We start from the raw sequence: 25,568 nt of genomic DNA on the forward strand, positions 1-25,568 counted from the left end.
CACACGAATATGGGAGAATAGCTGAATTTGGCTTCAATATCCGGAATATAATCTAGCATACTGCTGATACTCATCAATATCAGCAGTAAATTTAGGGCAGTGCGATCGCTAGATTAGTGGTGGAATTGTTGGTTGAATAGGCACTTCAATTACGGTAGGCCCTTTCCTGTTAAACGCATCTTTACAAGCAGCAATTATCTGCTCTTCTGTTTCAGCTTTAATTCCAACACAACCATAACCTTTCGCTAAAGCAACAATATCTAATCCTGGTAATTCTAAGCCCGGAACATTCGGTGTTTCTTCTAAAACGGCGAATGATTTTAAAATTCCATATTCACTATTTCTTGGCACAATAAACACAATAGGTAATTCATGCTGTGCGGCACTCCATAATCCTTGGATAGAGTATTGGAATGAACCATCGCCAATAATAGCTATAACTGGACGATGAGATTGTTTATCTTTCTCTGCTAAAGCGACACCAACACTAGCAGGCAAGTTCCAACCCAAAGAACCACTTGCGAAAGTATAATAGCTATCCGGTGTATCAATTGGCCAAGCTGTATGCAGTTCCGCAAGGTTTGATGGCGATTCCTCAAGCAATATTGTCTCTTTTGGTGACACCGCACGTAATATTTTGAAAAGCTGTAATGCCGATAATACTGAGCTTTCAGGATCATCACCTGATGAAATTGGATGTGGTGCCATATTATGAGACGGTTTAGCGACGTTTCTTATTTCCGTGCTATGCGGCTTAACAAGTTCTGTTAGTGATCCTATCGCTAGCACCGGATCGCCTAATAAACTATCGCCCACAGGTGCGCGAGCTGATTCTGACGGATCATCGGTAATATGTAGAAGTTGTAGACCTTGCGGTAAGTAGTCACCTTTAACATACGGATAATAACGAAATACCGGTGCGCCAATAATTAATGCCACATCGTGTCCCGCTAACTTATCCGCCAGCGGTTGTATTGCGAAAGGAAGGCCACCAGCATAAAGTGGATGAGTTTCTGGAAAAGGTGTTCGTTCAGATGCAGGGGCAGCAAAAACAGGAATATTTAATTTTTCCGCTAACGCAATTCCCGCTTCCCATCCTGAACCTCTGACAATCGATGAACCATAAATAAGAACAGGGTTCTTCGCTTTATTAATTAAATCTGCAAATTCTTTGAGGCGCTCAGGGTCAGCAGCAATACGCTGAGAGACAGTACGAATGACAGGTGTCTCTGGTAATGCAGGTTTATCCCAATCATCCAATGGAATAGATAGAAATACTGGGCCTGCTGGTGGCTGCGTCGCTATCGCATAAGCTCGCATAAACGCCGCTGGCACATCTTCAGCTCTCACCGGTTGATAGCTCCATTTAACCCAAGGTTTTGGTAACATTTCTGGTTCAATATTCGTTAACCAGGGTTCCATGAGCAGCATTTCTCTGGTTTGGTTGCCTGCCGTAATGATCATCGGCGTTTTATTCATATAAGCAGTTAAAATATTACTCATCGCATTACTTAGACCTGCGGATGTGTGCACATTAACCAATGACACTTTTTTCATTGCTTGAGCATATCCATCCGCTGCACCAACCGCAGAAGCTTCTTGTAAAGTTTGGATATAACGAAAATCGTCTGGAAAATCTTTAAGGAAAGTTTCTTCTGTTGATCCCGGATTGCCGAAAACGGTGGTGATATCTAACTTTCTCAACATCTCAAAGGTGACTTCACGTATTGTCTTTTCCATAAACGTCTCTTTTATTCAGATTTAAAAACCACCTTACATCGCGGTGGACAGCAAAAGTTGGCTCTACCAATAATATTACTCGTGGGGAATTTATGCTTATTAACGACATAATTTATAAAGACTTAGCCGTGAGCACACAGAAGAAATAATTGCATGTGCTATATAATTGTCAATGCTAGTGAGTATCAACACGTAAACATCACTGTAAAATATGGTGAAATCATCGAAGAAAGGATGTTGGCTAGCAGATTAGAACTGTAAATAGTGCAGAAGAGAAGTGATGAAAAATGAGGCGACACATCATATCGCCTCAAATTGATAATTAAATGGTGTGTTCAGTTCTATTCATTCGATGGGCAAGTGGTAACCAACATAATAGGACTAATATCGACATCAAGAACATCAACAACCCTAAACTAAACTGGCCATTTTGCGGCAACAAAGCGGAAACCCAAGTTGCCACACCAGAACCAACATTTTGTAAACCACCGACTAATGCACCAGCCGCTCCCGCTAAATATGGAAAAGGTTCCATAGCACCCGTGGTCGCAAGGGGAAATAACATTCCTGCACCAAAGAAAAATACCGATGCAGGTACTAACAGTGTCCAAATATTCATCACGCCAAACCAACTTGGGATCCACATCATCAGCCCTGCTATCAAACAACAAATGACCGAATGCCACATCAAGGTATAAAAGCTTTTGCTATCACGTCCTGCATACCAAGCACCAAAAAAAGCCGCCGGAATAGGAATGATAAATAAAAGACTGACAGAAATACTGTTAAAACCGAGGACGCCTCCCATCAAAACACCACTACTTGCCTCGAAAATAGCAATGCCAGCCAAAGCACCGATCAGCATCATCAAATAAGAAATAAAAGAACCGTTCGACAACAGCTGGTGATATGAGGCCAGCATTTTATGTTTTTCTGGCGAAACTGGGCGAGTTTCAGGTAACCAACGATACATGCTTAGTAGTACTGAAGCGCCAAGAACAAAGAGGAAAAAATAACATGCATGCCAGCCCCAAAAGAAGGCCAATACACCACCAAACATAGGTGCTAATAGCGGGCTAACCAAGACGCCCATGTTAAGTATGCTATTTGCATGACGTAATTCCGTTCCTTTAAAGAGGTCACGGGGCATAGTCCGCACCATCACTCCTGCCACTCCCGTTCCCAGACCTTGCAAGCCACTCGCAATGACTAACGTATCAAGTGTTGGGGCAAAAATAGCGAGGGTTGTTGAGAGTAAAAAAATCAACATTCCGGCTAGAATAACTGGACGGCGACCAATACGGTCTGATAATGGACCATAAATCAGCTGAGAAAAGCCATAAGTAAATAGGTAAGCCGCCATAACGCGCTGTACAGAACCTGAGGGCTCACCAAAATAAACCGCAATATCTGCAATGACTGGCACATAGACTGTTTGTGTCATCTGCCCAACCGCAGCCAATGCAATTAGCATAATAATCACATTGAAGTTTTCCAGTTTTCTCATTTTATTCTCAAATTAATTTATCATTCCGAAATGCATAACCAAGCCATGTAATTAAATACTCATAACATGGCGGTTTAATTTTTGGGCAATTGAGCAAGTGATGATTCGCTGTGGTAATCAGCAAAAATAATCCATCGCTATTGCGCGACTAAGATAACAAAACTAAAATTTTTTTCGAGATAGGACAGCATTTTAATTAATTCTTTATCGTCAGTAATATTCTCCAATATTGGCAATAAAACTGTACATTAAATTTACTTACTCTCTATTTGAAAGAATAATCCACTAGGACACATTATCGATAAGCGCAAATAGTGAACTGATTTAGTATTAAACTCTGATAAGCAGGTAGATTTGAAAAATTTCAGAGGGAAATATATATGGCAAATTGGGTTACAGGAACGGTTATCGAAGCAACATTTTGGACAGAATCCTTATTTAGCCTCGTCATCAAAGCCCCGATTAAACCTTTTAGCGCTGGTCAGTACGCAAAACTTGCATTAGAAATAGAGGGGGAACGCGTGCAACGTGCTTACTCTTATGTCAATGCACCAAGCGATGATCATCTTGAGTTTTACTTTGTAGTTGTTCCTAATGGCAAGCTGAGTCCGAAATTGGCTCAATTAGGCCCTGGAGATACATTACAAATCACTGATGAAGCCGCCGGTTTCTTTGTTTTAGATGAAATACCCGAATGCCAACATTTATGGATGCTCTCGACAGGTACCGCGATCGGCCCCTTCCTTTCGATCTTACAAGAGGGCAAAGATCTCGAACGATTTGAGAAAATTATCCTTCTACACGCGGTTCGTTATCAAAGAGATCTCAGTTACTTACCACTAATGGAAGAATTGGCTAAGCGTTATCCTGAAAAATTACGTCTGATTACTGTGGTGAGTCGTGAACAATGTGAAGGTTCTTTATATGGTCGTGTACCCGCGTTGATTGAAAGCCAAGCACTTGAACAAGCGGCAGGGATCTCGTTGGATGCGGTCACCAGCCATGTCATGTTGTGTGGTAACCCTGAAATGGTCAAAGATACGCGCGATATGCTAAAAAACACGCGTGATATGAATAAGCATTTACGCCGTAAGCCTGGCCATATAAGTAGTGAGCAGTATTGGTAAGCCACTACGACGTTAAACTGTATCGTTGTTATTGACATCCTCCCCGCCCTTTTGAAGTGACCCCTTCAATTTAGACTAAAAGAGTCCAACTTTATGGGGTCACTTCAAAAGGGCGGGGATTCCTACAGTTAGACGGCGATGCCCCGCCGCGAGGATGTTCTTTGCGGCGTTTACGTCGCGGTCATGAGTGGTTCCACACTCACAACAAGACCATTCTCTTATTCCAAGACCTGCTCTACCTTTCGGACTGCTGGCGGATATTGCCCCGCAACACGAACAAACTTGGGTGGAATAACTTTCGTTGACCACTGCAAACACCACTGACCGCGCTATTGCTTTATATCCCAGTTGGGTTTTGAGCATTGACCAGCCTGCGTCTAAAACGCTTTTAGCCATTTTAGTTTTAGCTAAATTGCTGGCGCTCACGTTGCCTACGAAGATTGCAGCATTGTGTTTAACCAATGCTGTGCTGTATTTATGTAAGGCATCTTTACGGCGATTTTTAATTTTTGCGTGTATGGCTCTCACTCGAATTTTTTTATTCGCCCGCTGTGCCTTACCTAAAGCTGGCTCTAAATCGCGGTAGAAGTTTCCTCACGCTAGCTTTTCGCCGTGGGATGGTGTGGTATCGTCTTTCAGTCCTAAATCAAGCTATACAGCAGTTTTTCCTTCCGTTGGCTGGCTTTCTACCTGTACACAGATATTAAAATACCCGCGCCCACGACTATCCTCAGAAAAACTACCCGCACGGAATTTATAGCCACTCATTCCGTGACTCGAACTGTTATTCTTCAAGTTGCTGAGTGATTGGCGACATTCAGCCAAGAAATTATTAGGAGAGATAATCCACAGATTGCGTTTTCTCACCATATTGATTTTCAGAGTCCATCCCTAGAAAAACACCGCAATCCAATACCATAATCATGGTTATCAGGAGAGGTAAAAAGCGCCCAATCCCCCACTGCCAGACAGGTGCTAATTCGCTGACATCAATAGAAAAGAGTGCAAATGCAAGGATCACCAATGCAAACCATCCACCCGGTTTTCCTCTGTCATGCAAGCGTTTAGTAAACACCGCAGCGAGTGGGTACAACAATAAAAAAAATAGCACAATCACGACAGCATCAGAAAATTCAAATGCATTTTGAAATAGCACGATGACCGTCATTAATATAAAACATGATGCGACACCAGCCCAAAATGGTCGACGACCGATTCGACCTTTGAAGGAAAAAGCCCATTGTTGTAATGTCATTACACCTGATCCTGATACAATATTAGAAACCATAACATGAGTGGCAAAAATAAATGAAACAGCCTGCACTCCGTTTAATTCACGTCATCATAACCGTTTTTGTGCTTAGTTTGCCACAAATGGCATTCGCGCAAAAAATACCAACATTACCAGATACTAATTTTGAGGTTGCTTATTTGGCGCCTGATGCGCCCTCTTTTGACCTGACAATCCCGCAATTGCGTAACCAATTTAACCAAGCTAACCCTGAGTTACCATTACATGAGTATAAAGTGATTGCGAGCCAAGATATTTCTGCACCTTATATTCGTGCAGCCTCTCGCATCAATCCACACATTTATTCTTCCGCGGTACTTGAGCGCGGTAGTGAAAAAATTAAAAGCCTACAAATCACGCTCCTGCCAACAGACGGTGCCACAGATAACAATACCGATAGAGTTCTCATTGAACGCTATATTATTGCTTTTATTAAGCAATTTGACCCAACTAAATCATTGGATAACGCCCCAGAACTGACAGCTGAAATTAATAAATTTATGGCAGATAAAAATCCCACGCTGGTGGAGGAGGCACGTTTAGGAGCCTTGCGCTATATTTTAGTAAAAAGTGACAATAATGTGCTTACTTTTGCTGTTGAACCGATTAAGCTAGAAACAGAGACACATTAAGCAGATCATGATCACAGCAATTATCATCTGCGTGATAAAAAGCAAAGCTATTGTTAAGTATTGTCTTTATACTTAAAGCCTATCCGAATAGGCCTTATATCCAGAGAATTCAACAAACCGGTGTAGGTGAGCGTGTTTATTTGCCTTACAGCCACGGTAAACTGAGTGCTTCAAGTCGTTGAGCGCAATCAACACCGACTTGAGGTATGACGGATATAATTATTGAATTCAGTTTGAATACAGGTAGCACAGAAAAACCGAAGCATGCACTAAACGTTAGAATTTTTTGGCTTACCTAGATTCAAAACAACGAATAAAAATAGCCTAATGGGATAGGTTCTTAGGCTCACACTAAGATTTTTAGGATGAGTAACAACAAGATTATTTTCTCGTTGCGCGAAATTTAAACCGCGGCGAGTCATTCATTGATTAATCATTCAAACTCTCTGGTTGGAGGAAACAACATGCGACATCCATTGGTAATGGGTAACTGGAAACTAAACGGCAGCACTCTTATGGTCAATGACCTGGTTGCTGGTCTACGCAATGAACTTAGCAGTGTTGATGGCTGTGACGTTGCAATTGCACCACCAGCTATCTACCTGAGCCAAGCTAAGCATGCTCTTGCGGGTAGCCGTATCGCGTTAGGCGCACAAAACGTTGATGTGAACCTTTCTGGCGCATTCACTGGTGAAACATCTGCAGAAATGCTGAAAGATGTTGGTGCAAAATATATCATTATCGGGCATTCCGAGCGTCGTACCTACCACAACGAAAGTGATGAGTTTGTCGCTAAAAAATTCGCTGTATTGAAAGAACAAGGTTTAATTCCAGTTCTGTGTATCGGTGAAACTGAAGCTGAAAACGAAGCGGGCAAAACAGAAGAAGTTTGTGCACGTCAAATTGATGCAGTGCTGAACACATTAGGTGCTGAGGCATTCCAAGGTGCTGTCATTGCTTATGAGCCAATTTGGGCTATCGGTACGGGTAAATCAGCAACTCCAGCACAAGCACAGGCAATTCATAAATTTATTCGTGACCATGTTGCGAAGAAAGATGCGGCTGTCGCTGCACAAGTTATCATCCAGTACGGTGGTTCTGTGAATGCAAGCAATGCGGCTGAATTATTCACTCAACCAGACATCGATGGTGCTCTTGTTGGTGGCGCTTCACTAAAAGCTGATGCATTTGCGGTTATCGTAAAAGCGGCGGCAGAAGCTAAAAAAGCAAAATAATTTATTCTTGTTTCGTAAAACCGCTATTCATTGGCGGTTTTTTTGTTTTTATTAAAAATTTCCCGCCCCAATTCTCCAGTAATAACTCATTATCTTTAAAATAATTCATGTTACAGCACAGCTTCACCAACCATACCGTCCAAAAAATAACAATGCTGCATATTGAAATTTAAGATTTGAAGTTTGAAGTTTGAAGTTTGAAGTTAAAATTAAGAATATAACAGTTATCCCCTAAATAATTCGAGTTGTATCTCGGCAGCAAACGAAGCTATCCCTAGAAGCATACACAAGTATGTGACTAGAATGGCTAAGAGCAGCCAACACCGATACAACTCGAAGTATGACAAGGACCATCAATCACGGCGATTTATCTCATCAAACACACCACCATTCGAGAAATGAGTTGCTTGTGCTTTTGTCCAACCACCGAAATCTTCATCTACCGTTAGCAATTTTAATTGTGGAAAGCGATCTTGATATTTTTTAGCGACTTCCGCATTGCGTGGTCGATAGTAATTTTCAGCCGCGATCTCTTGCCCTTCAGGCGAATACAGATATTCCAGATAGGCTTGTGCGACTTCTCGACGGTCACGTTTATCAACTGTTTTATCTACCACGGCTACCGTTGGCTCTGCTAAGATTGATACACTCGGCGTCACAATTTCAAACTGACCGCTCTCGCCTAATTCATTGATAGCTAATAACCCTTCGTTTTCCCAAGCAATCAACACATCGCCGATACCGCGCTCAACAAAGCTATTGGTGGCACCACGAGCACCAGAATCTAATACCTCAACATTTTGATACAGCTTCTTCACAAACTCTTTTGCTTTTTCTGGGTCTTGCTGGTTTTTATCCAATGCATAGCCCCATGCTGCAAGGTAGTTCCAACGAGCGCCACCAGAAGTTTTCGGATTTGGTGTCACGATAGAAACATCTTGTCGGATAAGATCATCCCAGTCTTGAATATTTTTAGGGTTCCCTTTACGCACAAGAAAGACGATTGTTGACGTGTAAGGTGCCGAGTTATCTGGCAGGCGTTTTATCCAATTTTTATCTATTCGACCACTTTCCGCGATTGCATCCACATCATAGGCTAAGGCTAGCGTCACAACATCAGCCTCCAGCCCATTAATGACGGATGTTGCTTGTTTACCAGAGCCACCATGAGATTGACGGACAGTGACTGTATCACCGGTTTTATCTTTCCAGTGTTGACTAAATGCTTCATTATATTGTTGATAGAATTCTCGAGTTGGGTCATAAGAAACGTTCAGTAATTGAATATTTTTCGCCCATGCTCCGGTTGTCAGCACTAATAAAAATGCTGTTGTTGCCTGCCATTTCTTCACCATTCTGCCATTCCTCTTTGTTTTAATGTTAAGGCAGGCTGACAGATCTCCTAGATAACCGGAAATAATTAAAAATGACCACTTATATTATACTGGAATATGTCTATTCATTTTAAAATAAATAACGTGAATGATTAATTTCATAAAATATAAATAGATTATGAATGTAAGAAAAAAATAAAAAACAAACTCCATATTATTTTTTATTATCTGAACATGATTTCTTTTGAATACTAAAAGTCTTTATAGACCCGAAAATAAAGTTTTAATACTGTTGTAGCACTTTTAATACCAAATCATAAATAAAAGCAATTTAATTCACCTAAAACATAACTCAATTTATCAGTTTGATTAGTAGACACAGCTAAGTTACAGCTTGAGATATGACAGAAAATTTTTATTCATTTATCACTAAGGAAATCGTATATGCATCGTATTACTCCATCTAACACATCACGACTCACATTCACTTCTTCTAACAATGAACGTACTTTTAGTAATACAAATTTGACACCTTCCCCCCTCAAAAAAAATGTTACTAATGTTAGTAACAAAAGTAACAGCAATAAAATAACTCAAGCTAAAAAACTAACTAATAAACAACAACCAGTCTTGACCTCAGACCAACTTCATAAAACATGGCAACAATGGCAAAAAGAAGCACCCTACACAGAAAAACAATCAAGAGAAAAAGTAGTAAAAAAGCTCATCGAAAATTTAAAAACCCAAAATTCCTCTCTTAATTTGGCACGATGCCAAATAAGTTCTTTACCTATCCTATCTCCGCACGTCACGGAATTAGATATATCATCTAATAAATTAGAGATATTACCAGAAAGTATTAGTACATTGGAGAAATTAACTTGCCAAAATAACAAATTGAAAGTACTACCACCATTATTTCAAAACATAATACATTTAGATTGTTCTAATAATTTATTGGAAGAATTACCACTATTTTCTAATACAATGAAAAAATTAGATTGCTCGAGTAATAAATTGAAAGAGATTTCATTATCTTCGAGTAATTTAACCACCCTCAATTGTTCTAATAATCAGTTAGAAAAATTATCAATATCTAAAAACACACTGAAAACATTAGTTTGTTCTAATAATCAGTTAGAACGATTAGCAACACTTCCTAACACACTGATAAATTTATACTGTTCAAATAATAAGATTAAAGAATTACCAAACATTCCTAACAGCGTACAAACCTTGAACTGCGCTAATAACCAATTAAGCAAATTATTGGCTCTTCCGGCGAACCTTGATTCATTAGACTGTAAAAATAACAGACTAGAGGCTATATCAGAGTTTCCATCTAATCTAAAAAAAATTGATATTGAGAATAATCAATTAAAAGAACTACCTCAATTTCCCAATGAATTAACTTACCTAAATTGCAAAAATAACAAACTAACCGACTTACCAGAGATATCTTCTAAGCTCATTGCACTTTATATTGATAAAAATAAGCTAACTAACTTAAAGGATATTCCAGCCAGTCTCGAAATTTTAGAGTGCCATGACAACCTTATCAGCGAAATATCAGAAACGATAGTTAACATATTTAAGCATGAGTACGGCAGACTATTTATTGGAATTAATCCGCTATCTGAACAAGCAATCGAACATCTCAAAAAAATAGTTCTGTTGAGCGCTAACCAACATATCTCTGCTGAACAATTAAAATCACCAAAAACGCCTTATAACCCTTATAGCCTGACTCAAGCAGGATAATTGGTGTTTAAAAACAAATGAATAGTGCGAGTTATTACATAAAGTATGATGAAATTGATACTTTATTATAAATAACTCGCATTACAGCTAGGTGCCTAATAAAGCGATACTCATAGTCGATAAATTAGTACAATTTTTTCGCAGTATCGTACCAATCTTTCTTAAATACGCGTTTCATATTCATGACTGCATCAATAATATCATGATGGATCAATTTTTCGTTTTGAATACCAACACAACGACCACCATAACCTTCCAGTAGCAATTGAATTGAATAAGCCCCCATACGCGACGCTAAAATACGGTCATAGGCTACAGGAGAACCGCCACGCTGAATATGACCAAGCACTGTCGCACGAGTTTCGTGATGTGTTTCTTTTTCGATATATTTTGCTAATTCATCAACATCACAAACATGTTCAGTAATAGCCACAATTGCATGGCGTTTACCTTTTTCAATGCCTTGTTTAATCTCCGAAAGTAGTTCTTCACGGTCAAATGGCATTTCATTTTCAGGTAAAACTAAGAATTCACAACCACCCGCAATCGCCGCAGATAGCGTTAAATCGCCGCAGTAACGCCCCATCACTTCAACAATAGAAATACGTTTATGAGAGGTCGATGTATCACGTAGGCGGTCAATGGCTTCGACCACTGTTTCAAGCGCAGTAAAATAGCCAATGGTATAATCCGTTCCAGCAACATCATTATCAATTGTGCCTGGTAGGCCGATACATGGGAAACCTGCTTCTGTTAGCGCTTTTGCTCCGAGATACGAACCATCTCCGCCAATAACCACCAGCGCGTCAATATGATTTTTTTTCAGATTATCAATGGCAATAGCACGAACTTTTTCATCACGGAATTGAGGGAAACGGGCAGAACCTAAGAAAGTACCACCGCGGTTAATCATGTCAGAGACACTATAACGGTCCAGCTGTTTCATACGATTTTCGTACAAACCGAGGTATCCATCATAAATACCCATCACTTCTAAACCTTCACCTAATGCAGCACGTACAACACCACGAATAGCAGCATTCATACCTGGTGCATCACCACCACTCGTTAAAACCCCAATTCTTTTAATCTGTTTGACCATGATGACCTCTGACTAATGAATATAAATTGCAAATCTCCGAAAAACACAGCCTTACCGCACTTTCCCAAACCAAATTCTATTATAAATCGTCAGTGCTGAATTGTTTCACCTAACAGAATAATACGGTAAAGCTACATGCATCCACCTGTTCTCAATCAAAATTTAATGCTTTATTGTGACCTAGCTAACATAATTCTAGCGCATAAAATCGTTCTGCGCGGAAAAGCTGGCCTACTATATCTGGAGTTGTCTTGCTTCGAAACAAAAACTAAGTATGAATAATAGCACTTAATTAATACAGTTACGTCATGCAAGGAGTGAAAGTAGGAAGTGAGTTACTGGTTGTCAGTGAGTATTACTGAGTTAAATATAGCTGCGGAGTTTCTTCGAGCACCCTGTTAATCGAATTACATCGCTATCGACCATAGCTTCACTTATTGCTTAGAAATTAATGCGACTACCTCGCCATAAACGGCGAGGGTTTCCTAATTATTTTTGCCCGAGCAAAAAATAAAAGCACAAATATAGCAACTCACGTATTAAGTATAAAAATATCGAGTAAGATGAAAAAAGATTGGCGCAGCAAAACATAACGAATCGATACGGTCTAACATGCCACCATGCCCTTCAATAATGGCACCAAAATCTTTAATTCCGCTATCGCGTTTAATTGCCGACATGCATAGTCCACCAACAAATCCCATTAAAGTGATCGCCAAAGACATTAATCCTGCGACCCACCAGCTAAAAGGAGTAACCCAATATAAACAGATACCAATCAATACCGAGGAGAGTATTCCCCCAATAAAACCTTCAATGGTTTTGTTCGGACTAAGTTTTGGCACAATAGGATGCTTACCAAACAATTTACCAAATACATACTGTAAGACATCGGAGATTTGTGTCACCACGATCAGAAATAGCAATAACTTCACATTCTCGCCTTCATAACCTTGGATATCTAACATCAGTAAGGCAGGAACATGACTTAAACAGAAGACAGTAACTAACATTCCCCACTGAATTTTCGCCGTACGCTCAAGAAAATGGTAAGTATCGCCAGCTAATGCAATTCGTGTTGGTAAGAAAAGAAACACAAATACCGGTACAAAAATTGAAAATAAACCATACCACTGAATACCGACTAAGACATATTGCAGTGGTAAGAAAATAAAGAAGCACCAAAATAAAGCTTCATGATCACTACGTCGGGTTGGCGCTAAGGTTATAAACTCCCTCAGAGCAAAAAATGAGATCAGCGCAAATAAGATCACCACGCCAATATTGCCGATAACCACCGCTAATACGCAGATAATACACATCAACCACCAAGCTCGTATTCTGGCATTTAAGTTATCAATGGTTGGATTACTGTTTGCACCTGAATATCGATAGGCGAGGATCCCACCAATCACACTCGCTACAACAAGTATGCCAAATACAACTGATAGCAATAACGCTATTTCGCTATCCCACATACTCATGGCATCAGCTCCTCTAATGCAAGTTTTGCACGCTGTAAAAATTCTGTTTTAAGCTCATCTTCACCTAACGGGGTTAATGGTTTCCCGACAATTGCCGAGCAAATAATTGGCACCACTAACTTAGAGCCTTTTGGTAATACACGATTTAAATTCTCAAGATAAACAGGAACCACTTCTACGTTAGGATATTTTTTAACTAAATGGTAGATACCACTTTTGAAATTATTTAGTGATTCACCATCACCACGAGTGCCTTCAGGAAATAAAATTAATGATTCCTCTTTTTCTAATATGGCTTCCAGTGGTTCTAATACATTTTCTTTTACGGAGCCTTCGCCCTTCCGCTCAATTAACACTGCACGAAAAACTTTATTGACTAAATAACGACGAAATGGTGTTTTATCCCAATAATCTTTAGCCGCGACTGGGTGAACGGAATGACGCATTAGCGGTGGTAGCCCAGCCCAAATAACAAGTCCATCAAGATGGCTAGAATGATTAGCATAGTAAATACGTGAAGCCATTGTAGGCTGACAACCAACCCAACGCGTGCGTACTCCTGTCAACAAACGACAAGTGAACGACAACAACATTCCCATCGTTTTTGCCAGCAGAGAAACCCTCTGTGCTTTTTCCATCTTTTTCCCTTGTGATAGTTTTTTTATTTTCTCGATTGGATCATTCAGTGATAACCAAAAAATAAGTTTTATCTACTCTAAATAATTCGAGTTGCATGTAAGCGACAAATCGAGTGTGGGCAACAACCATGCAAGTTGAAGTATGACGAGTTAAGATAAACAGGGATATCTAATAGTACAACAGGTAAGGTCTGATTTCGTTTATTTTGAGATAATACTCTCAAACAAACTTGGAATAACAAAAACAACAGAGCAGCTGATATTTTAGGTAACCCGAAATATGGCTGAAGAAAATGCAAGAAAATAAACGCATTAATATTACTTAATTTATTTTAATATTTAAGGCCAATATGAATGATAAAAACAACAACGAATTGTAACTTGAAAATAAAGGCACCTTAAATAATTCAACAGTGCCTTAATAACCTAAAGCATACCCAAGTTAGATACTTGGGTCGCTAAATATTATACTGCTTGAGATATCACTTTTTATCCGCAGCGATACGGTCGCGAATATTTTGAGCACGTTCTGCTGATGGTGGATGTGAATCAAACATACTTGTTTCACCGCCGCCCAGTTTTGCTAATTTATCAAAACTAGTTACTAGACCTTCTGTCTTAATACCGCGTTTTTTCAGCAAGTCATAAGAGAAGTTATCAGCTTGGCTTTCTTGGAGTTGAGAGAATTGAGAGTTAACCAATTTTTCGCCCATCGCAGCAACTTGAGAAGCACTCAATTGCTCAACGACGCCACCTGCTGAAGCTGCTGCGGTACGTGCTGCAACAGTAGCATAAGCGACTTGCATTGCTTTACGTGAATGACCCAGTGCTACGTGACCCATTTCGTGACCAAGGACACCTTCAACTTCGTTGTCATTCATCAGATCCATCAGACCACTGTATACACGGACACAGCCATTCGCCATTGCCCATGCGTTAACATCATCAGTTTGATAAACTTTATAGTTAACCGGCGTCCCATTAACTTCATTACCTAATGCTTTAGCAATTTTATCTAAACGTTTAGAGTACGTGCTTGAAGCTGGAGCAATTTTATTTTGTGCATCCATCTCTTTACATGACTGATCACTTAATTGTTTAACATCATTATCAGTCAATGTTGCGGCTTGCAGTAATTGCATACCGGAGTTAGTTAGCATCCCTTGATCTAAATTTTTACAACCAGTCAAAATGACAGCTGAGACAGCGATAGCAATAAGCGCCTTCATTTTCATAAAATTATTTACCTTAATAATATATACAACTCTTCTTTTTAAGCGTTAAAGACTATAAATTCTGGGGAAAATAACAATAGGAATATAGTGAGATAATAATCATTATTTCAATTTAATCCATTTATTATTTTCATAACGAAATCGACAGTATAATAAATCACACTATCCAAAATAAAACAAAATAATATCATTATCAATTAAGAGGTATAACACCAATTAAAACAATAAAAAAGAAATTGAAACCCACATTAAACTAAATATAAATATAAAACCTTTCATAAATAATAAATTAAACAATTAATATTCTTATTACTAACGTTTGGTGTGATTTCATCACTATATAAGAAAAATGTTTATCATGTATCGATAAGTATAATTCGCTATTTTGGTTCTAGTGATTCAACTATGCGTATAACTATGCTTCCTGAAGTATGATGAATAACCGACTTTCTGTAGACATCATGATGCAAATTTTGGCGTATTCCACAATATGACGGGGACTCAAATACCACTCAAACCCAAATAATGATTAAAACAGCCTTTGCAAGACATTGTTTATTTAGGGCGGATCAGCGATAAAAAAAAAAAAGCCCCTAAAAGGGGCTATAAAAGACAGGGATGGTGTCTATGGCAAGAAAAAACTCACTTATTGCTACTTCACTACTTCAGTCAATAGAATCAAGGATCAAAAGATTCAATTAAATTCGTTTACTGCAAAGCCTGATATTGAGACATTTTTTGTTGATGTATCTGTTCAAGTTGGGCTTTTTGCTCCGGTGTTAACATCAGGTACAATTCATGATGAATACGAGCCATTTCAACACGCTGAGCTAATTCTTTTTGCAAACTATGTTCTAGCTGATCACGCACCGCTTTTTCATCAAACTGGTCCGCGACGATTAAATTGTGTAGTGCTTCACGCTCTTTCACTGAAACTGGATTATCAAACTGATAACGACGCTGTGTTGCCATTAAATCACGTAATTGCTGACGCTGTTTTTCATTTAACGTGATACCATTAAACATAAATGTGCTTATTTGTTCTTCACTATTAAATAACTCATTATGTTGCAGTTGAGTCATTAATTGACCTGAAGATGTTGGCTCATTTTGCATTTGCAGCATCAGAGGGGCTGACGTCTCACCAGTTAACATTGAATTTTCTGGTGTATCCCCAAAAGCCGTCACTGACCCGATAATGAATGCAGAAGCTAACGTCAACATTACTGTTGTATTTGCTGTTCTTTGCATTCTGTACTCCTTGTTCCCGGACAGTGCTCGTGATTCAATGAGGACAACTATACGCTGGCGCCTGCAAACTAGCGTCAGAGCATGTAAAAGAACGTAAAGTCATGGAATCGTGAAGATTGTTATCGTATAACGGCAGTCGGAGGAGTTAAATATATGCATAAAATCCTATTAGTTGATGACGACCGTGAACTCACGTCGCTCTTAAAAGAACTGCTGGAAATGGAAGGTTTCAATGTTGTCATCGCCTATGATGGTGAACAGGCATTACAACAGATCGACTCATCCATTGACTTGTTATTGCTCGATGTCATGATGCCAAAGAAAAATGGTATTGAGACATTAAAAGAGCTACGTCAAATCCACCAAACCCCGGTTATTATGTTGACTGCGCGCGGTAGCGAACTCGATAAAGTACTCGGTCTAGAGTTAGGTGCAGATGACTATCTACCTAAACCGTTTAATGATCGTGAATTGGTTGCGCGTATTCGTGCGCTGCTACGCCGTTCAAATTGGAGCGATCAAAACCAAGGTGACAATAGCAATACCCCAGTCCTACAAGTCGATAAACTGCAACTTAACCCTGGTCGTCAAGAAGCCAGTTTTGACAGCGAAATTCTTGATTTAACTGGAACCGAATTCACTTTGCTGTACTTATTAGCACAGCATCTTGGTCAAGTGGTTTCAAGAGAGCACCTTAGTCAAGAAGTGTTAGGTAAACGCCTAACCCCATTTGACCGTGCAATCGATATGCACATTTCGAACTTACGTCGTAAGCTTCCAGAACGTACAGATGGCCAGCCTTGGTTTAAAACATTGCGTGGTCGTGGATACCTGATGGTCTCAGCAACATGATAAATAGCTTAACCGCAAGAATATTTGCGATTTTCTGGTTTACCCTCGCACTAGTACTAATGCTAGTGCTGATGGTACCCAAGCTTGACTCTAGGCAGCTCACTGTTCTTATGGAGAGTGAGCAACGCCAAGGTGAAATGCTTGAACAACATATTGAAGCGGAGCTCGCACAAGCTCCGATGAATGACCTTCTTTGGTGGAGGCGCATTTCTAATTCCATCAAAAAATGGGCACCACCGGGTCAGCGGCTTATTATTGTCACTAGCGAAGGCCGAGTCATTGGCGCGATGCCGAGTGAAATGCAAGTTATCCGTAACTTTATCGGGCAATCAGATAACGCAGATCATCCGAGAAAGAAAAAATATGGCCGAGCTGAAATTCTGGGTCCTTTTTCCATCCGAGATGGTGAAGATCACTATCAACTTTATTTAGTTCGCCCAGCAAATAGCCCACAGTCTGACTTTATTAACTTATTGTTTGACCGGCCATTCTTGCTATTAATCGCGACAATGCTGATCAGCGCCCCATTATTGCTTTGGCTATCTTGGAGCCTTGCTCGCCCTGCTCGTAAATTAAAAATGGCGGCAGATGATGTCGCAAAAGGTAATTTGCGACCTCACCCTGAGCTAGAAGCTGGCCCTCAAGAGTTTCTTTCTGCGGGTAACAGTTTTAATCAGATGATTAGTGCATTAGATGGCATGGTTACCGCTCAACAACGTTTGATCTCTGATATTTCTCATGAATTACGCACACCACTAACTCGACTCCAGTTGGCAACTGCCCTATTACGCCGTCGACATGGTGAAAGTAAAGAACTTGAGCGTATTGAGACCGAAACTCATCGTTTGGATAGCATGATTAATGACTTATTAGTGTTATCACGCAGCCAGCATAAAAATGAAATCCTTAGGGAGAACATTAAAGCGGATGAATTGTGGGGCGATATTTTAGATGATGCCAGCTTTGAAGCCGAACAGATGAACAAAACGTTAGATGTAACTGGCCCACCGGGTCCATGGCCTCTTTATTGTAACCCATCCGCAATCGGCAGTGCGTTTGAAAATATTGTGCGTAATGCACTTCGTTATTCAAATACACATATTGCTGTCGACTTTAAAGAAGAAAACAACGGTGTATTAATTACTGTCGATGATGATGGTCCGGGCGTTAGCGCAGTTGATCGTGAGCATATTTTCCGTCCTTTCTACCGCACAGATGAAGCACGTGCGAGGGAAACAGGTGGAACTGGCTTAGGGCTTGCTATTGTCGAAACGGCGGTATCACAGCATAAAGGCTGGGTTAAAGCAGATGATAGCCCACTCGGCGGTTTACGCTTACAGATTTGGCTACCAGAGCATGGTCGGTAGTTTACCCAAAATAATCACCTGAGGGGCATTGCGGTAACTCGCTAAGGTTTCTCGATATAATGCCAACAATACTGCGATTCAGGCGACTGAACGCAGTATTGTATTTTTCGCATACCATTCAAATGACTGCTTCAGATATTCCCACCTAATTCCAACTAAATAGAAACATAAATGTCACTTTAACTTACTTAATATTTCAAATATAAAACAGTTAACGTTACTAATACCCACCAATTAGGTTTTCCAAATAAATATTCTAACAATTAGTAATTACTTATGACTAAATATTATAAAATCACACCTCATAGGTAATATAACTTAATTACGCTTACGATAATATTATAATAACTCCCCCCCCCCCTTTAATTGGTATCAATTAAGATTAATAACTAACAAACAAACTTTACTCGTAAAAAAAAAGAACTTAGCATGAAAAAATAAAACAAACTCAGAGTAATTAACCAACAATGATGACGGCCTAACATCAAAAGATCTTAAGTTTAATCCTATAAAGATCTGTTACGTTATAATTCACTAGCCAAATATGATATACCCCTTATAATACTCACTACATGACTAATAAGTGCGATAAATTCATACGTTAAATTACTTATACGTGATTAATATAACAGTAATTATATTATGGGAATTAGCAACGCGTACTTAAATAATATTTTCTTCATAAATAAAGCTATTGCGATACTTATATAAGTACATTATCCAAATAGCCACATGATATTAGAGCGCATATAACCTGAACTATTACAGGGACAAAGGCTTAATCATCATAACTTATTATTTTTATTTTTGTTTCAAATACAAATTTTTAGACGAACTCAACTTTACGGATCTATCAATGAAAAGAATCAAGCTGACAAAATCAGCCATCTTAACTTTATTGACTGTAATAAGTAGCAGCACAGTTGCGAGTGGATTAATCCTCCCGAACGATAATCTACGTAATGACCTTGCATGGCTCTCAGAGCGCAATGTTATTCAACTCAGCCTCTCAACATGGCCACTCTCTTCTGAAGAAATCAGCCGCTCACTAAATAACGCCAATATCACCAATAATGAACAAGAAGCGATTGTTCAGCGTATTAAACGGCAGCTTAACCGCACAAAAAACAGCGTTCAATTACAGACCTACCTATCTTCAAGTAAGCCATCCATGCCACAAGGTTTTGCACAAAGTGAATATAGTGACTTTCGCTATACCATTGAAGGTAATTACAGCACAGAAGATGTCGATTTAAACTTAAAAGCCAATGCAGAGCGTGCACTACGTGTTGAGAATGGTTCAGACTACAATCTCAATGGTTCGTATGGTGGAGTGAAAATTTGGAACCAATGGGTAAGCTTTGGTGAAATTCCACAATGGTGGGGTCCTGGCCATGACGGCAGCTTAATCCGTACTGATGCAGCAAGGCCTGTAACGGGTTTTCTTATTCAACGTGCTGACCAAAGCCCATTTGAAACCCCTTGGCTTTCATGGATTGGCTCATGGCAATACCAGCTCACTGCTGGGCAAATTAAACAATATTCCTCTCAACCAAACACCAAACTGATTGGTCTACGAATGACCATGAACCCAACTGATTTCTTTGAATTAGGCGGTTCTCGCATGGTGATGTGGGGTGGTGATGGTCGTCCGGATAACTGGAGTTCTTTCTGGGATGCAATGGTCGGTAAAGATAATACCGGCGATAAAAGCAAAGATCCGGGTAACCAACTGGCAGGGCTAGACTTTAAACTTAAGCTTTATCCTCTCATTAATTTACCGGTTAGCGTTTACGGCCAAATGATTGGTGAAGATGAAGCAGGCATGTTCCCATCGAAAAATGCCTTTATGGGGGGTATCGAAGGTTACCATACCGCATGGGGTCAACCTTTGAGCTGGTATATTGAAGGTGCCAATACACACACCGAATGGAACAAGAACCGTGTGATGTACCAGCATTTCATCTATACCGATGGTTATTACCAACAAGGTGCGCCATTAGGTCATGCGATGGGGGGTGATGGCCGTATGTTATCCGCCAAAGTAGAATACTCTGTTGATGATGACAACCGTGTTAGTACTCGTGTGGTGTATGCCAAAGTTAACAAAGAAAGCCTACCGCAAAATAATATATTCCCTAAATCTGAAACGATTAAAGGTGTTGATTTAGGTTGGTGGCATAATTTTGACGATAAAGTCACCACTGACACTAAAGTATGGTTATCGAAAACTGATTACGATATGGGTGATGATATCGGTGCATCAGTGACAGTAACCCTACCACTTAAGTGGTAATGTAATAGATGAGGTGCCGGAGATAAATATTAAACTCCGGCACCTCATCTATAAGCTATCACAATTGATAATCATATCTTACCAATGAAGTAGGATTTAATCGTACTAAGCTAAATTATCAAGCAAAAGTGATATATTTCTGACTTGTTTCTTTTTATTTAACACTCTACTGACGTATTAATAGGCACATATGAATTTAACTCATAGAGTAAGATGATAGAAATATGGTTATTATTCATTTTTAAAAATAAAATTCTATATACTAATTCTAGGTGTTAATTTTAAGCGTAACCCAATGATTTAAAATAACTTATATTTACAGCTAAATATAGGAATATTCTTTAAGGCAATCACAATAATAGTCATTGCCAATAATTGATGTTATTATTACGTGCTTTTTTTAGGCCCTATTACGCCCAAAAAGTGTAACAATTTGGGTCTAAAAAAGATAAGTATTGCTTACCAATTAATCAGTTATTGAAAAAGAGTAGCTTTTTCAAATGGTAAGCACAAATAGAAAATTCAATGGCGCTCTGGGACCCGACAACCCAGTGCGGTAGCTATGGGTATACCTAACTACATAAAGGCCAATTTAGTATAATTATTCAACTATAATTGATATGGAACTATGCTATATAGTGATACCCTATCTTTGTTCTTTGTAGTGGTTACGATAGGAAGTAATATCAAAAGAAATAAATTATGACAAACCATAAAAACAACAATAGAATTGTAAAAAATACATTATTTTTATATTTTAGAATGATAATCACTCTATTACTCTCTTTATATACATCAAGAGTAATATTACAAACATTAGGAATCGATGATTTTGGTATTTTCAATGTAGTTGCAGGTATTGTTACAATGCTATCCTTCATGAGTGGGGCAATGACATCTGCGACACAAAGATTTTTTTCTTACGAATTAGGAAAAAATGATCAAAAACAATTGTCTAATGTATTTAAAATGAGCATGAATATACATATATTGATAATTGTAGCCTCAATAATAATAGCAGAAACAATAGGAGTATGGTTCTTAAATACGTATATAATTATACCCCAAGATAGAATAATAGCAGCTAATTGGGTATTTCAATTTTCTATAATATCTTTTTGTATTACCGTATTAAGTATTCCATATACTGCAAATATAATTGCACATGAAAAGATGAGGCTTTTTGCTTATATAGGTATAATTGATGTAGTATTAAAGTTAATTATTGTTTTCCTGCTTAGAGTTACAAATGAAGATAAGCTTATAACCTATTCCATTTTACTTTCTATTGTGAATTTTTTAGTATTGTTTTTTTATTATTTATACAATAAATATAATTTTAGAAATTCAAATTTCAAATTATATTGGGATAAGATTCTTTTTAAAAAATTATTTAGTTATACTGGCTGGAATTTATTCGGAAACCTTGCATCAGTAGGTTATAATCAAGGAATTAATATATTACTCAACATTTTTTTTGGCCCTTCTGTGAACGCAGCCAGAGCAATATCATTTCAAGTAAATACAGCAATAAGTGGTTTTGTAGCAAACCTTCAAACCTCCGTGAGCCCTCAGATAGTGAAGTCTTATGCAATAAATGATATTAATAATATGAAATCACTCGTATTTTCTTGCTCTAAATATTCCTTTTTCCTAATGTACTTTTTATCATTACCTATTTTATTAAAAACAGAATATATACTTGAAATATGGCTTGGGGAAATACCTGATTATACTGTTATTTTTTGCCAATTATTAATTATAGATACATTGATTATTAGCTTTTCAAGTTCGTTAATGACAGCCTTTCAAGCAACAGGAAAAATCAAAGGTTATCAGATTATTGTTGGTTCACTGTTAATATTAAATATACCACTATCATATTTAATATTAACATTAGGTGCCCCCCCCCAATACACTTATACCATTACTATTACTTTATCTCTAATCGCACTTACCTTGCGATTGAAATTATTAGAATTGTTAATCCCTAAAATCACATCTGGTTTTTATTCTAATGTTATTTTAAAATCAATTATTATCGTGGTTTTATCTTTTATTCCATCATGGATAATATCAAAATATATAGATAATCATATTTTACATTTTATCATTTTATGTATATCAGTATGGTTAATTGTTATCACTAGCATTTGGCTAATCGGCTTTAATGCTAGTGAAAGACAATATATAAAAAATATAATATTACGTAAATTTAATGGGTAATTTATGAGCTGCAGTAAAATTATTGATTCTGTCGTTAAAAAAGATTTGTGTACTGGTTGCGGTCTATGTGCTTCAGCGTGCTCTAGCAAGTCACTTAGAATGAAATTAAATGAATATGGTTTTTATACACCAGTCAAAATAAAAGAATGCAAAGATGATTGTACATGTATTAATGTATGCCCATTTAACCCGAATCCCGAAAGTGTAGTCAAAACAGAGAATGAAATAGCTGATTTATTCTTGAAAGAAAATACGCATGAACATCCTAAAATAGGCCACTATATTGGTCTTTACGCTGGTCACTCCATTAAGCATAGACTAACTTCATCGTCTGGTGGGATAGCAACATATTTACTAACTGAACTATTAAGAAAAGGCATTATCCAACACGTAATTTCTGTAAAAGAATCAGAAAGTGATAATTTGCACTACGAATATTCCATAAGTAGCTCTGAAGAACAGTTAAATGCGGCCGCAAAAACAAAATATTATCCCGTGACATTAGAGAATGTTTTAAAAAAAATACAAGAACTTGAAGGTAATTTTGCTATTGTTGGCGTTGCATGTTTTATCAAAGGAATAAGGCTTGCGCAATATTATGATCCTACTTTAAAACAAAAAATTAAATTTTTAATAGGAATTATTTGTGGTGGAATAAAAAGTACATTTTTTGCAGAATACTTGGCAAGTAAAGCAAGCGCATCACCACTTGAATATAAAAAGCCAGATTTTAGAGTAAAGGATATCAATAGTACTGCACATAATTATGCGTTTTCATGCATAGATAAAACTGGCGAACAAAAAATTATAAAAATGTGGAAAGTCGGTGACATGTGGGGAACTGGCTTGTTTAAAGCAAATGCATGTGATTTTTGTGATGATGTGACTACTGAACTAGCAGATATCTCTTTAGGTGATGCATGGTTAGAGCCATACTCCAATGATGGAAAAGGTACTAATGTTATAGTAACAAGATCTATACTAGCTGAAAATCTTCTTCAAGATGGCGTTCTAAAAAATGAATTGGATATATCAATCTTACCACAAGAGCAATTTTTAGCATCCCAGCAAGGAAGCTATAATCATCGGCACGCAGGGCTTTTATATAGAAAGAATAAAGCTTTATCGAAAGGAGTTAATGTTCCGCCAAAAAGATTTGATAACTCTAATATATCTTTATTGCTTAAGCTAATCCAACAAATGAGAATGATAACAAGAAAAAGAAGTTTAGAAATTTGGGCTGAGCAAAAAGATTCATTTGTTTTTGATAAGAAAATGTATAATAACTTATTTATTTTAAGAAAATTGACTAGATTAAATCATATTCAACGCGGAATTATTAAACGAATTAAAAAGGTTATTTCATAATGAAGATCGGAATTTTAACCCAACCACTGCGCAATAATTATGGCGGTTTATTACAAGCTTATGCGTTGCAAGCATTTTTAAAAAAACACGGTCACGATGTAATGACCGTGGATTTTCAAAAAGAAAACAAACCTAGATTTTTTGGGTTTAAGGGAATTGCATTAAATATAACTAAGAAATATATTTTTAGAAAAAAAATCAAATCTATTCTTCCCTTAACTGAAAAAGATAAAAATAAAATAAACCAACACTCAGCTCGTTTTATAGCTCAAAACATTAATAGAACTCAATTAATAACTAGCCTAGAAGAATTTACCTATCTTACTCAATATAATTTTGATGCTTATATCGTAGGAAGTGATCAAGTTTGGCGTCCACCTTACTCCCCAGGAATGTCTGCCTTTTTTCTTGAATTTTTGAAGGATGATATTAAAACAAAACGTATCGCATATGCTGCTTCTTTCGGTGTTGACCACTGTGATGAGTTTTCTAAAGATGAACTTATTAGATATACAGCCCTCGCTAAAAAATTTGATCTCATTGGCGTCAGAGAAGATTCTGCTGTCAATTTATGTGATAGACATTTTGGCATAAAAGCAGAGCATGTATTAGACCCTACACTTTTACTTGAAAAAGATGATTATATAGAATTAATTAAAAAAGATAATCTTCCTCCTTTAGATGGCGATATGATGGTGTACGTCCTGGATCAAACAGAAGAAAAGAAAAGAATCATTAGTGAAGTTAAAAATAAATATAAACTAAAACCATATAGTATCATGCCTAATGATATTGATGATGTTTATCCACCAGTGACAAAATGGCTTAAAGGGTTTATGGATGCCAAATTTATAGTGACCGATTCATTCCATGGCGTTGTCTTTTCTATTATTTTTAACAAGCCGTTTATTGCAATTGGAAATAATGATAGAGGATTAGCTCGTTTTTTATCTATTTTAAAATTATTTAACTTAGAAAATCACCTCATAGTTCAATTGCAAGATCTTGAAAAAACACTTAACCTACTACCCATAAATTATACGATAATAAATGATTTATTAAAAATCAAAAAAGAGCATTCTGTACTATTTATCACAAATGCTCTAGGTGAAAAAAAATAAC

At 37.8% G+C, this 25,568-nt stretch carries 20 protein-coding genes and 1 pseudogene; 10 read left to right on the top strand and 11 right to left on the bottom strand.

What is annotated here, in order from left to right; all coding sequences use genetic code 11:
* Window positions 1-108 precede the first annotated feature (108 nt).
* On the bottom strand, window positions 109-1,740 hold the full coding sequence (gene mdlC, locus OOA_RS17795) for a benzoylformate decarboxylase (protein ID WP_008913558.1): 1,632 nt from the start codon (window positions 1,738-1,740) through the stop codon (window positions 109-111).
* Window positions 1,741-2,062: 322 nt separating this feature from the next.
* Complete coding sequence (gene emrD, locus OOA_RS17800; protein ID WP_008913559.1) at window positions 2,063-3,247, bottom strand: multidrug efflux MFS transporter EmrD; 1,185 nt, start codon at window positions 3,245-3,247, stop codon at window positions 2,063-2,065.
* 380 nt (window positions 3,248-3,627) lie between these two features.
* Between emrD and fpr the strand changes: the two genes are divergently transcribed.
* Window positions 3,628-4,374: a ferredoxin--NADP(+) reductase gene (gene fpr / locus OOA_RS17805; protein ID WP_008913560.1), complete on the top strand. Its 747-nt coding sequence runs from the start codon at window positions 3,628-3,630 to the stop codon at window positions 4,372-4,374.
* A 99-nt stretch (window positions 4,375-4,473) separates the two neighbouring features.
* On the opposite strand, the pseudogene OOA_RS20955 reads toward fpr, so the two are convergent.
* The 3 genes and pseudogenes from OOA_RS20955 to OOA_RS17815 form a co-directional block, all read right to left on the bottom strand.
* A pseudogene (locus OOA_RS20955) lies at window positions 4,474-4,950 on the bottom strand (RNA-guided endonuclease InsQ/TnpB family protein); the annotation flags it as partial.
* Between the two features lie 75 nt (window positions 4,951-5,025).
* Window positions 5,026-5,244, bottom strand: coding sequence for a hypothetical protein (locus OOA_RS20960; protein ID WP_236611271.1), 219 nt, complete (start codon window positions 5,242-5,244; stop codon window positions 5,026-5,028).
* Window positions 5,207-5,629 (bottom strand): DUF805 domain-containing protein, encoded by a 423-nt coding sequence (locus tag OOA_RS17815; protein WP_008913561.1) that lies wholly within the window; start codon window positions 5,627-5,629, stop codon window positions 5,207-5,209. The genes OOA_RS20960 and OOA_RS17815 overlap by 38 nt, the downstream gene beginning before the upstream one ends.
* Before the next feature lie 53 nt (window positions 5,630-5,682).
* On the opposite strand from OOA_RS17815, the gene OOA_RS17820 reads away from it, so the two are divergent.
* Window positions 5,683-6,297, top strand: coding sequence for a DUF1454 family protein (locus OOA_RS17820; protein ID WP_008913562.1), 615 nt, complete (start codon window positions 5,683-5,685; stop codon window positions 6,295-6,297).
* A 464-nt stretch (window positions 6,298-6,761) separates the two neighbouring features.
* On the top strand, window positions 6,762-7,532 hold the full coding sequence (gene tpiA / locus OOA_RS17825; RefSeq protein WP_008913563.1) for a triose-phosphate isomerase: 771 nt from the start codon (window positions 6,762-6,764) through the stop codon (window positions 7,530-7,532).
* A gap of 353 nt (window positions 7,533-7,885) precedes the next feature.
* Here the strand turns inward: tpiA and OOA_RS17830 are convergent, their stop codons facing one another.
* Window positions 7,886-8,887, bottom strand: a complete 1,002-nt coding sequence (locus tag OOA_RS17830) for a sulfate ABC transporter substrate-binding protein (protein WP_040691906.1) — start codon at window positions 8,885-8,887, stop codon at window positions 7,886-7,888.
* Window positions 8,888-9,310: 423 nt separating this feature from the next.
* Here OOA_RS17830 and OOA_RS17835 point away from each other — a divergent pair, with 423 nt between their 5' ends.
* The gene (locus tag OOA_RS17835; protein ID WP_008913565.1) at window positions 9,311-10,627 is read left to right on the top strand and encodes an NEL-type E3 ubiquitin ligase domain-containing protein; all 1,317 of its coding nucleotides are present in this window, start codon (window positions 9,311-9,313) and stop codon (window positions 10,625-10,627) included.
* A 124-nt stretch (window positions 10,628-10,751) separates the two neighbouring features.
* Here OOA_RS17835 and pfkA read toward each other — a convergent pair whose 3' ends face one another.
* The 5 genes from pfkA to OOA_RS17860 form a co-directional block, all read right to left on the bottom strand.
* Window positions 10,752-11,729, bottom strand: coding sequence for a 6-phosphofructokinase (gene pfkA, locus OOA_RS17840; RefSeq protein WP_008913566.1), 978 nt, complete (start codon window positions 11,727-11,729; stop codon window positions 10,752-10,754).
* A 539-nt stretch (window positions 11,730-12,268) separates the two neighbouring features.
* The gene (locus OOA_RS17845; RefSeq protein ID WP_008913567.1) at window positions 12,269-13,213 is read right to left on the bottom strand and encodes a phosphatidate cytidylyltransferase; all 945 of its coding nucleotides are present in this window, start codon (window positions 13,211-13,213) and stop codon (window positions 12,269-12,271) included.
* Complete coding sequence (locus OOA_RS17850) at window positions 13,210-13,851, bottom strand: lysophospholipid acyltransferase family protein (RefSeq protein WP_008913568.1); 642 nt, start codon at window positions 13,849-13,851, stop codon at window positions 13,210-13,212. The genes OOA_RS17845 and OOA_RS17850 overlap by 4 nt, the downstream gene beginning before the upstream one ends.
* Window positions 13,852-14,333: 482 nt before the next feature.
* Window positions 14,334-15,086: a metalloprotease LoiP gene (loiP, locus tag OOA_RS17855; RefSeq protein ID WP_008913569.1), complete on the bottom strand. Its 753-nt coding sequence runs from the start codon at window positions 15,084-15,086 to the stop codon at window positions 14,334-14,336.
* Window positions 15,087-15,794: 708 nt separating this feature from the next.
* Window positions 15,795-16,337, bottom strand: coding sequence for a Spy/CpxP family protein refolding chaperone (locus OOA_RS17860; protein ID WP_008913570.1), 543 nt, complete (start codon window positions 16,335-16,337; stop codon window positions 15,795-15,797).
* A 153-nt stretch (window positions 16,338-16,490) separates the two neighbouring features.
* On the opposite strand from OOA_RS17860, the gene cpxR reads away from it, so the two are divergent.
* The 6 genes from cpxR to OOA_RS17890 all read left to right on the top strand — a co-directional run bounded on the left by cpxR (window position 16,491) and on the right by OOA_RS17890 (window position 25,567).
* Window positions 16,491-17,189, top strand: a complete 699-nt coding sequence (gene cpxR / locus OOA_RS17865; protein WP_008913571.1) for an envelope stress response regulator transcription factor CpxR — start codon at window positions 16,491-16,493, stop codon at window positions 17,187-17,189.
* Window positions 17,186-18,556 carry an envelope stress sensor histidine kinase CpxA gene (cpxA, locus tag OOA_RS17870; protein WP_008913572.1) on the top strand — a complete coding sequence of 457 codons (1,371 nt, stop codon included), beginning with the start codon at window positions 17,186-17,188 and terminating at the stop codon, window positions 18,554-18,556. The genes cpxR and cpxA overlap by 4 nt, the downstream gene beginning before the upstream one ends.
* Window positions 18,557-19,412: 856 nt before the next feature.
* Window positions 19,413-20,852 carry a capsule assembly Wzi family protein gene (locus OOA_RS17875; RefSeq protein ID WP_008913573.1) on the top strand — a complete coding sequence of 480 codons (1,440 nt, stop codon included), beginning with the start codon at window positions 19,413-19,415 and terminating at the stop codon, window positions 20,850-20,852.
* A gap of 702 nt (window positions 20,853-21,554) precedes the next feature.
* Complete coding sequence (locus OOA_RS17880; RefSeq protein WP_008913574.1) at window positions 21,555-23,078, top strand: MATE family efflux transporter; 1,524 nt, start codon at window positions 21,555-21,557, stop codon at window positions 23,076-23,078.
* A 3-nt stretch (window positions 23,079-23,081) separates the two neighbouring features.
* Window positions 23,082-24,446, top strand: a complete 1,365-nt coding sequence (locus tag OOA_RS17885; protein WP_008913575.1) for a Coenzyme F420 hydrogenase/dehydrogenase, beta subunit C-terminal domain — start codon at window positions 23,082-23,084, stop codon at window positions 24,444-24,446.
* On the top strand, window positions 24,446-25,567 hold the full coding sequence (locus OOA_RS17890) for a polysaccharide pyruvyl transferase family protein (protein ID WP_008913576.1): 1,122 nt from the start codon (window positions 24,446-24,448) through the stop codon (window positions 25,565-25,567). Before OOA_RS17885 ends, OOA_RS17890 begins: the two co-directional genes overlap by 1 nt.
* Window position 25,568: the final 1 nt, after the last annotated feature.

The organism is Providencia burhodogranariea DSM 19968 (assembly GCF_000314855.2).
In the GTDB taxonomy this organism is placed as follows: Bacteria; Pseudomonadota; Gammaproteobacteria; order Enterobacterales; family Enterobacteriaceae; genus Providencia; species Providencia burhodogranariea.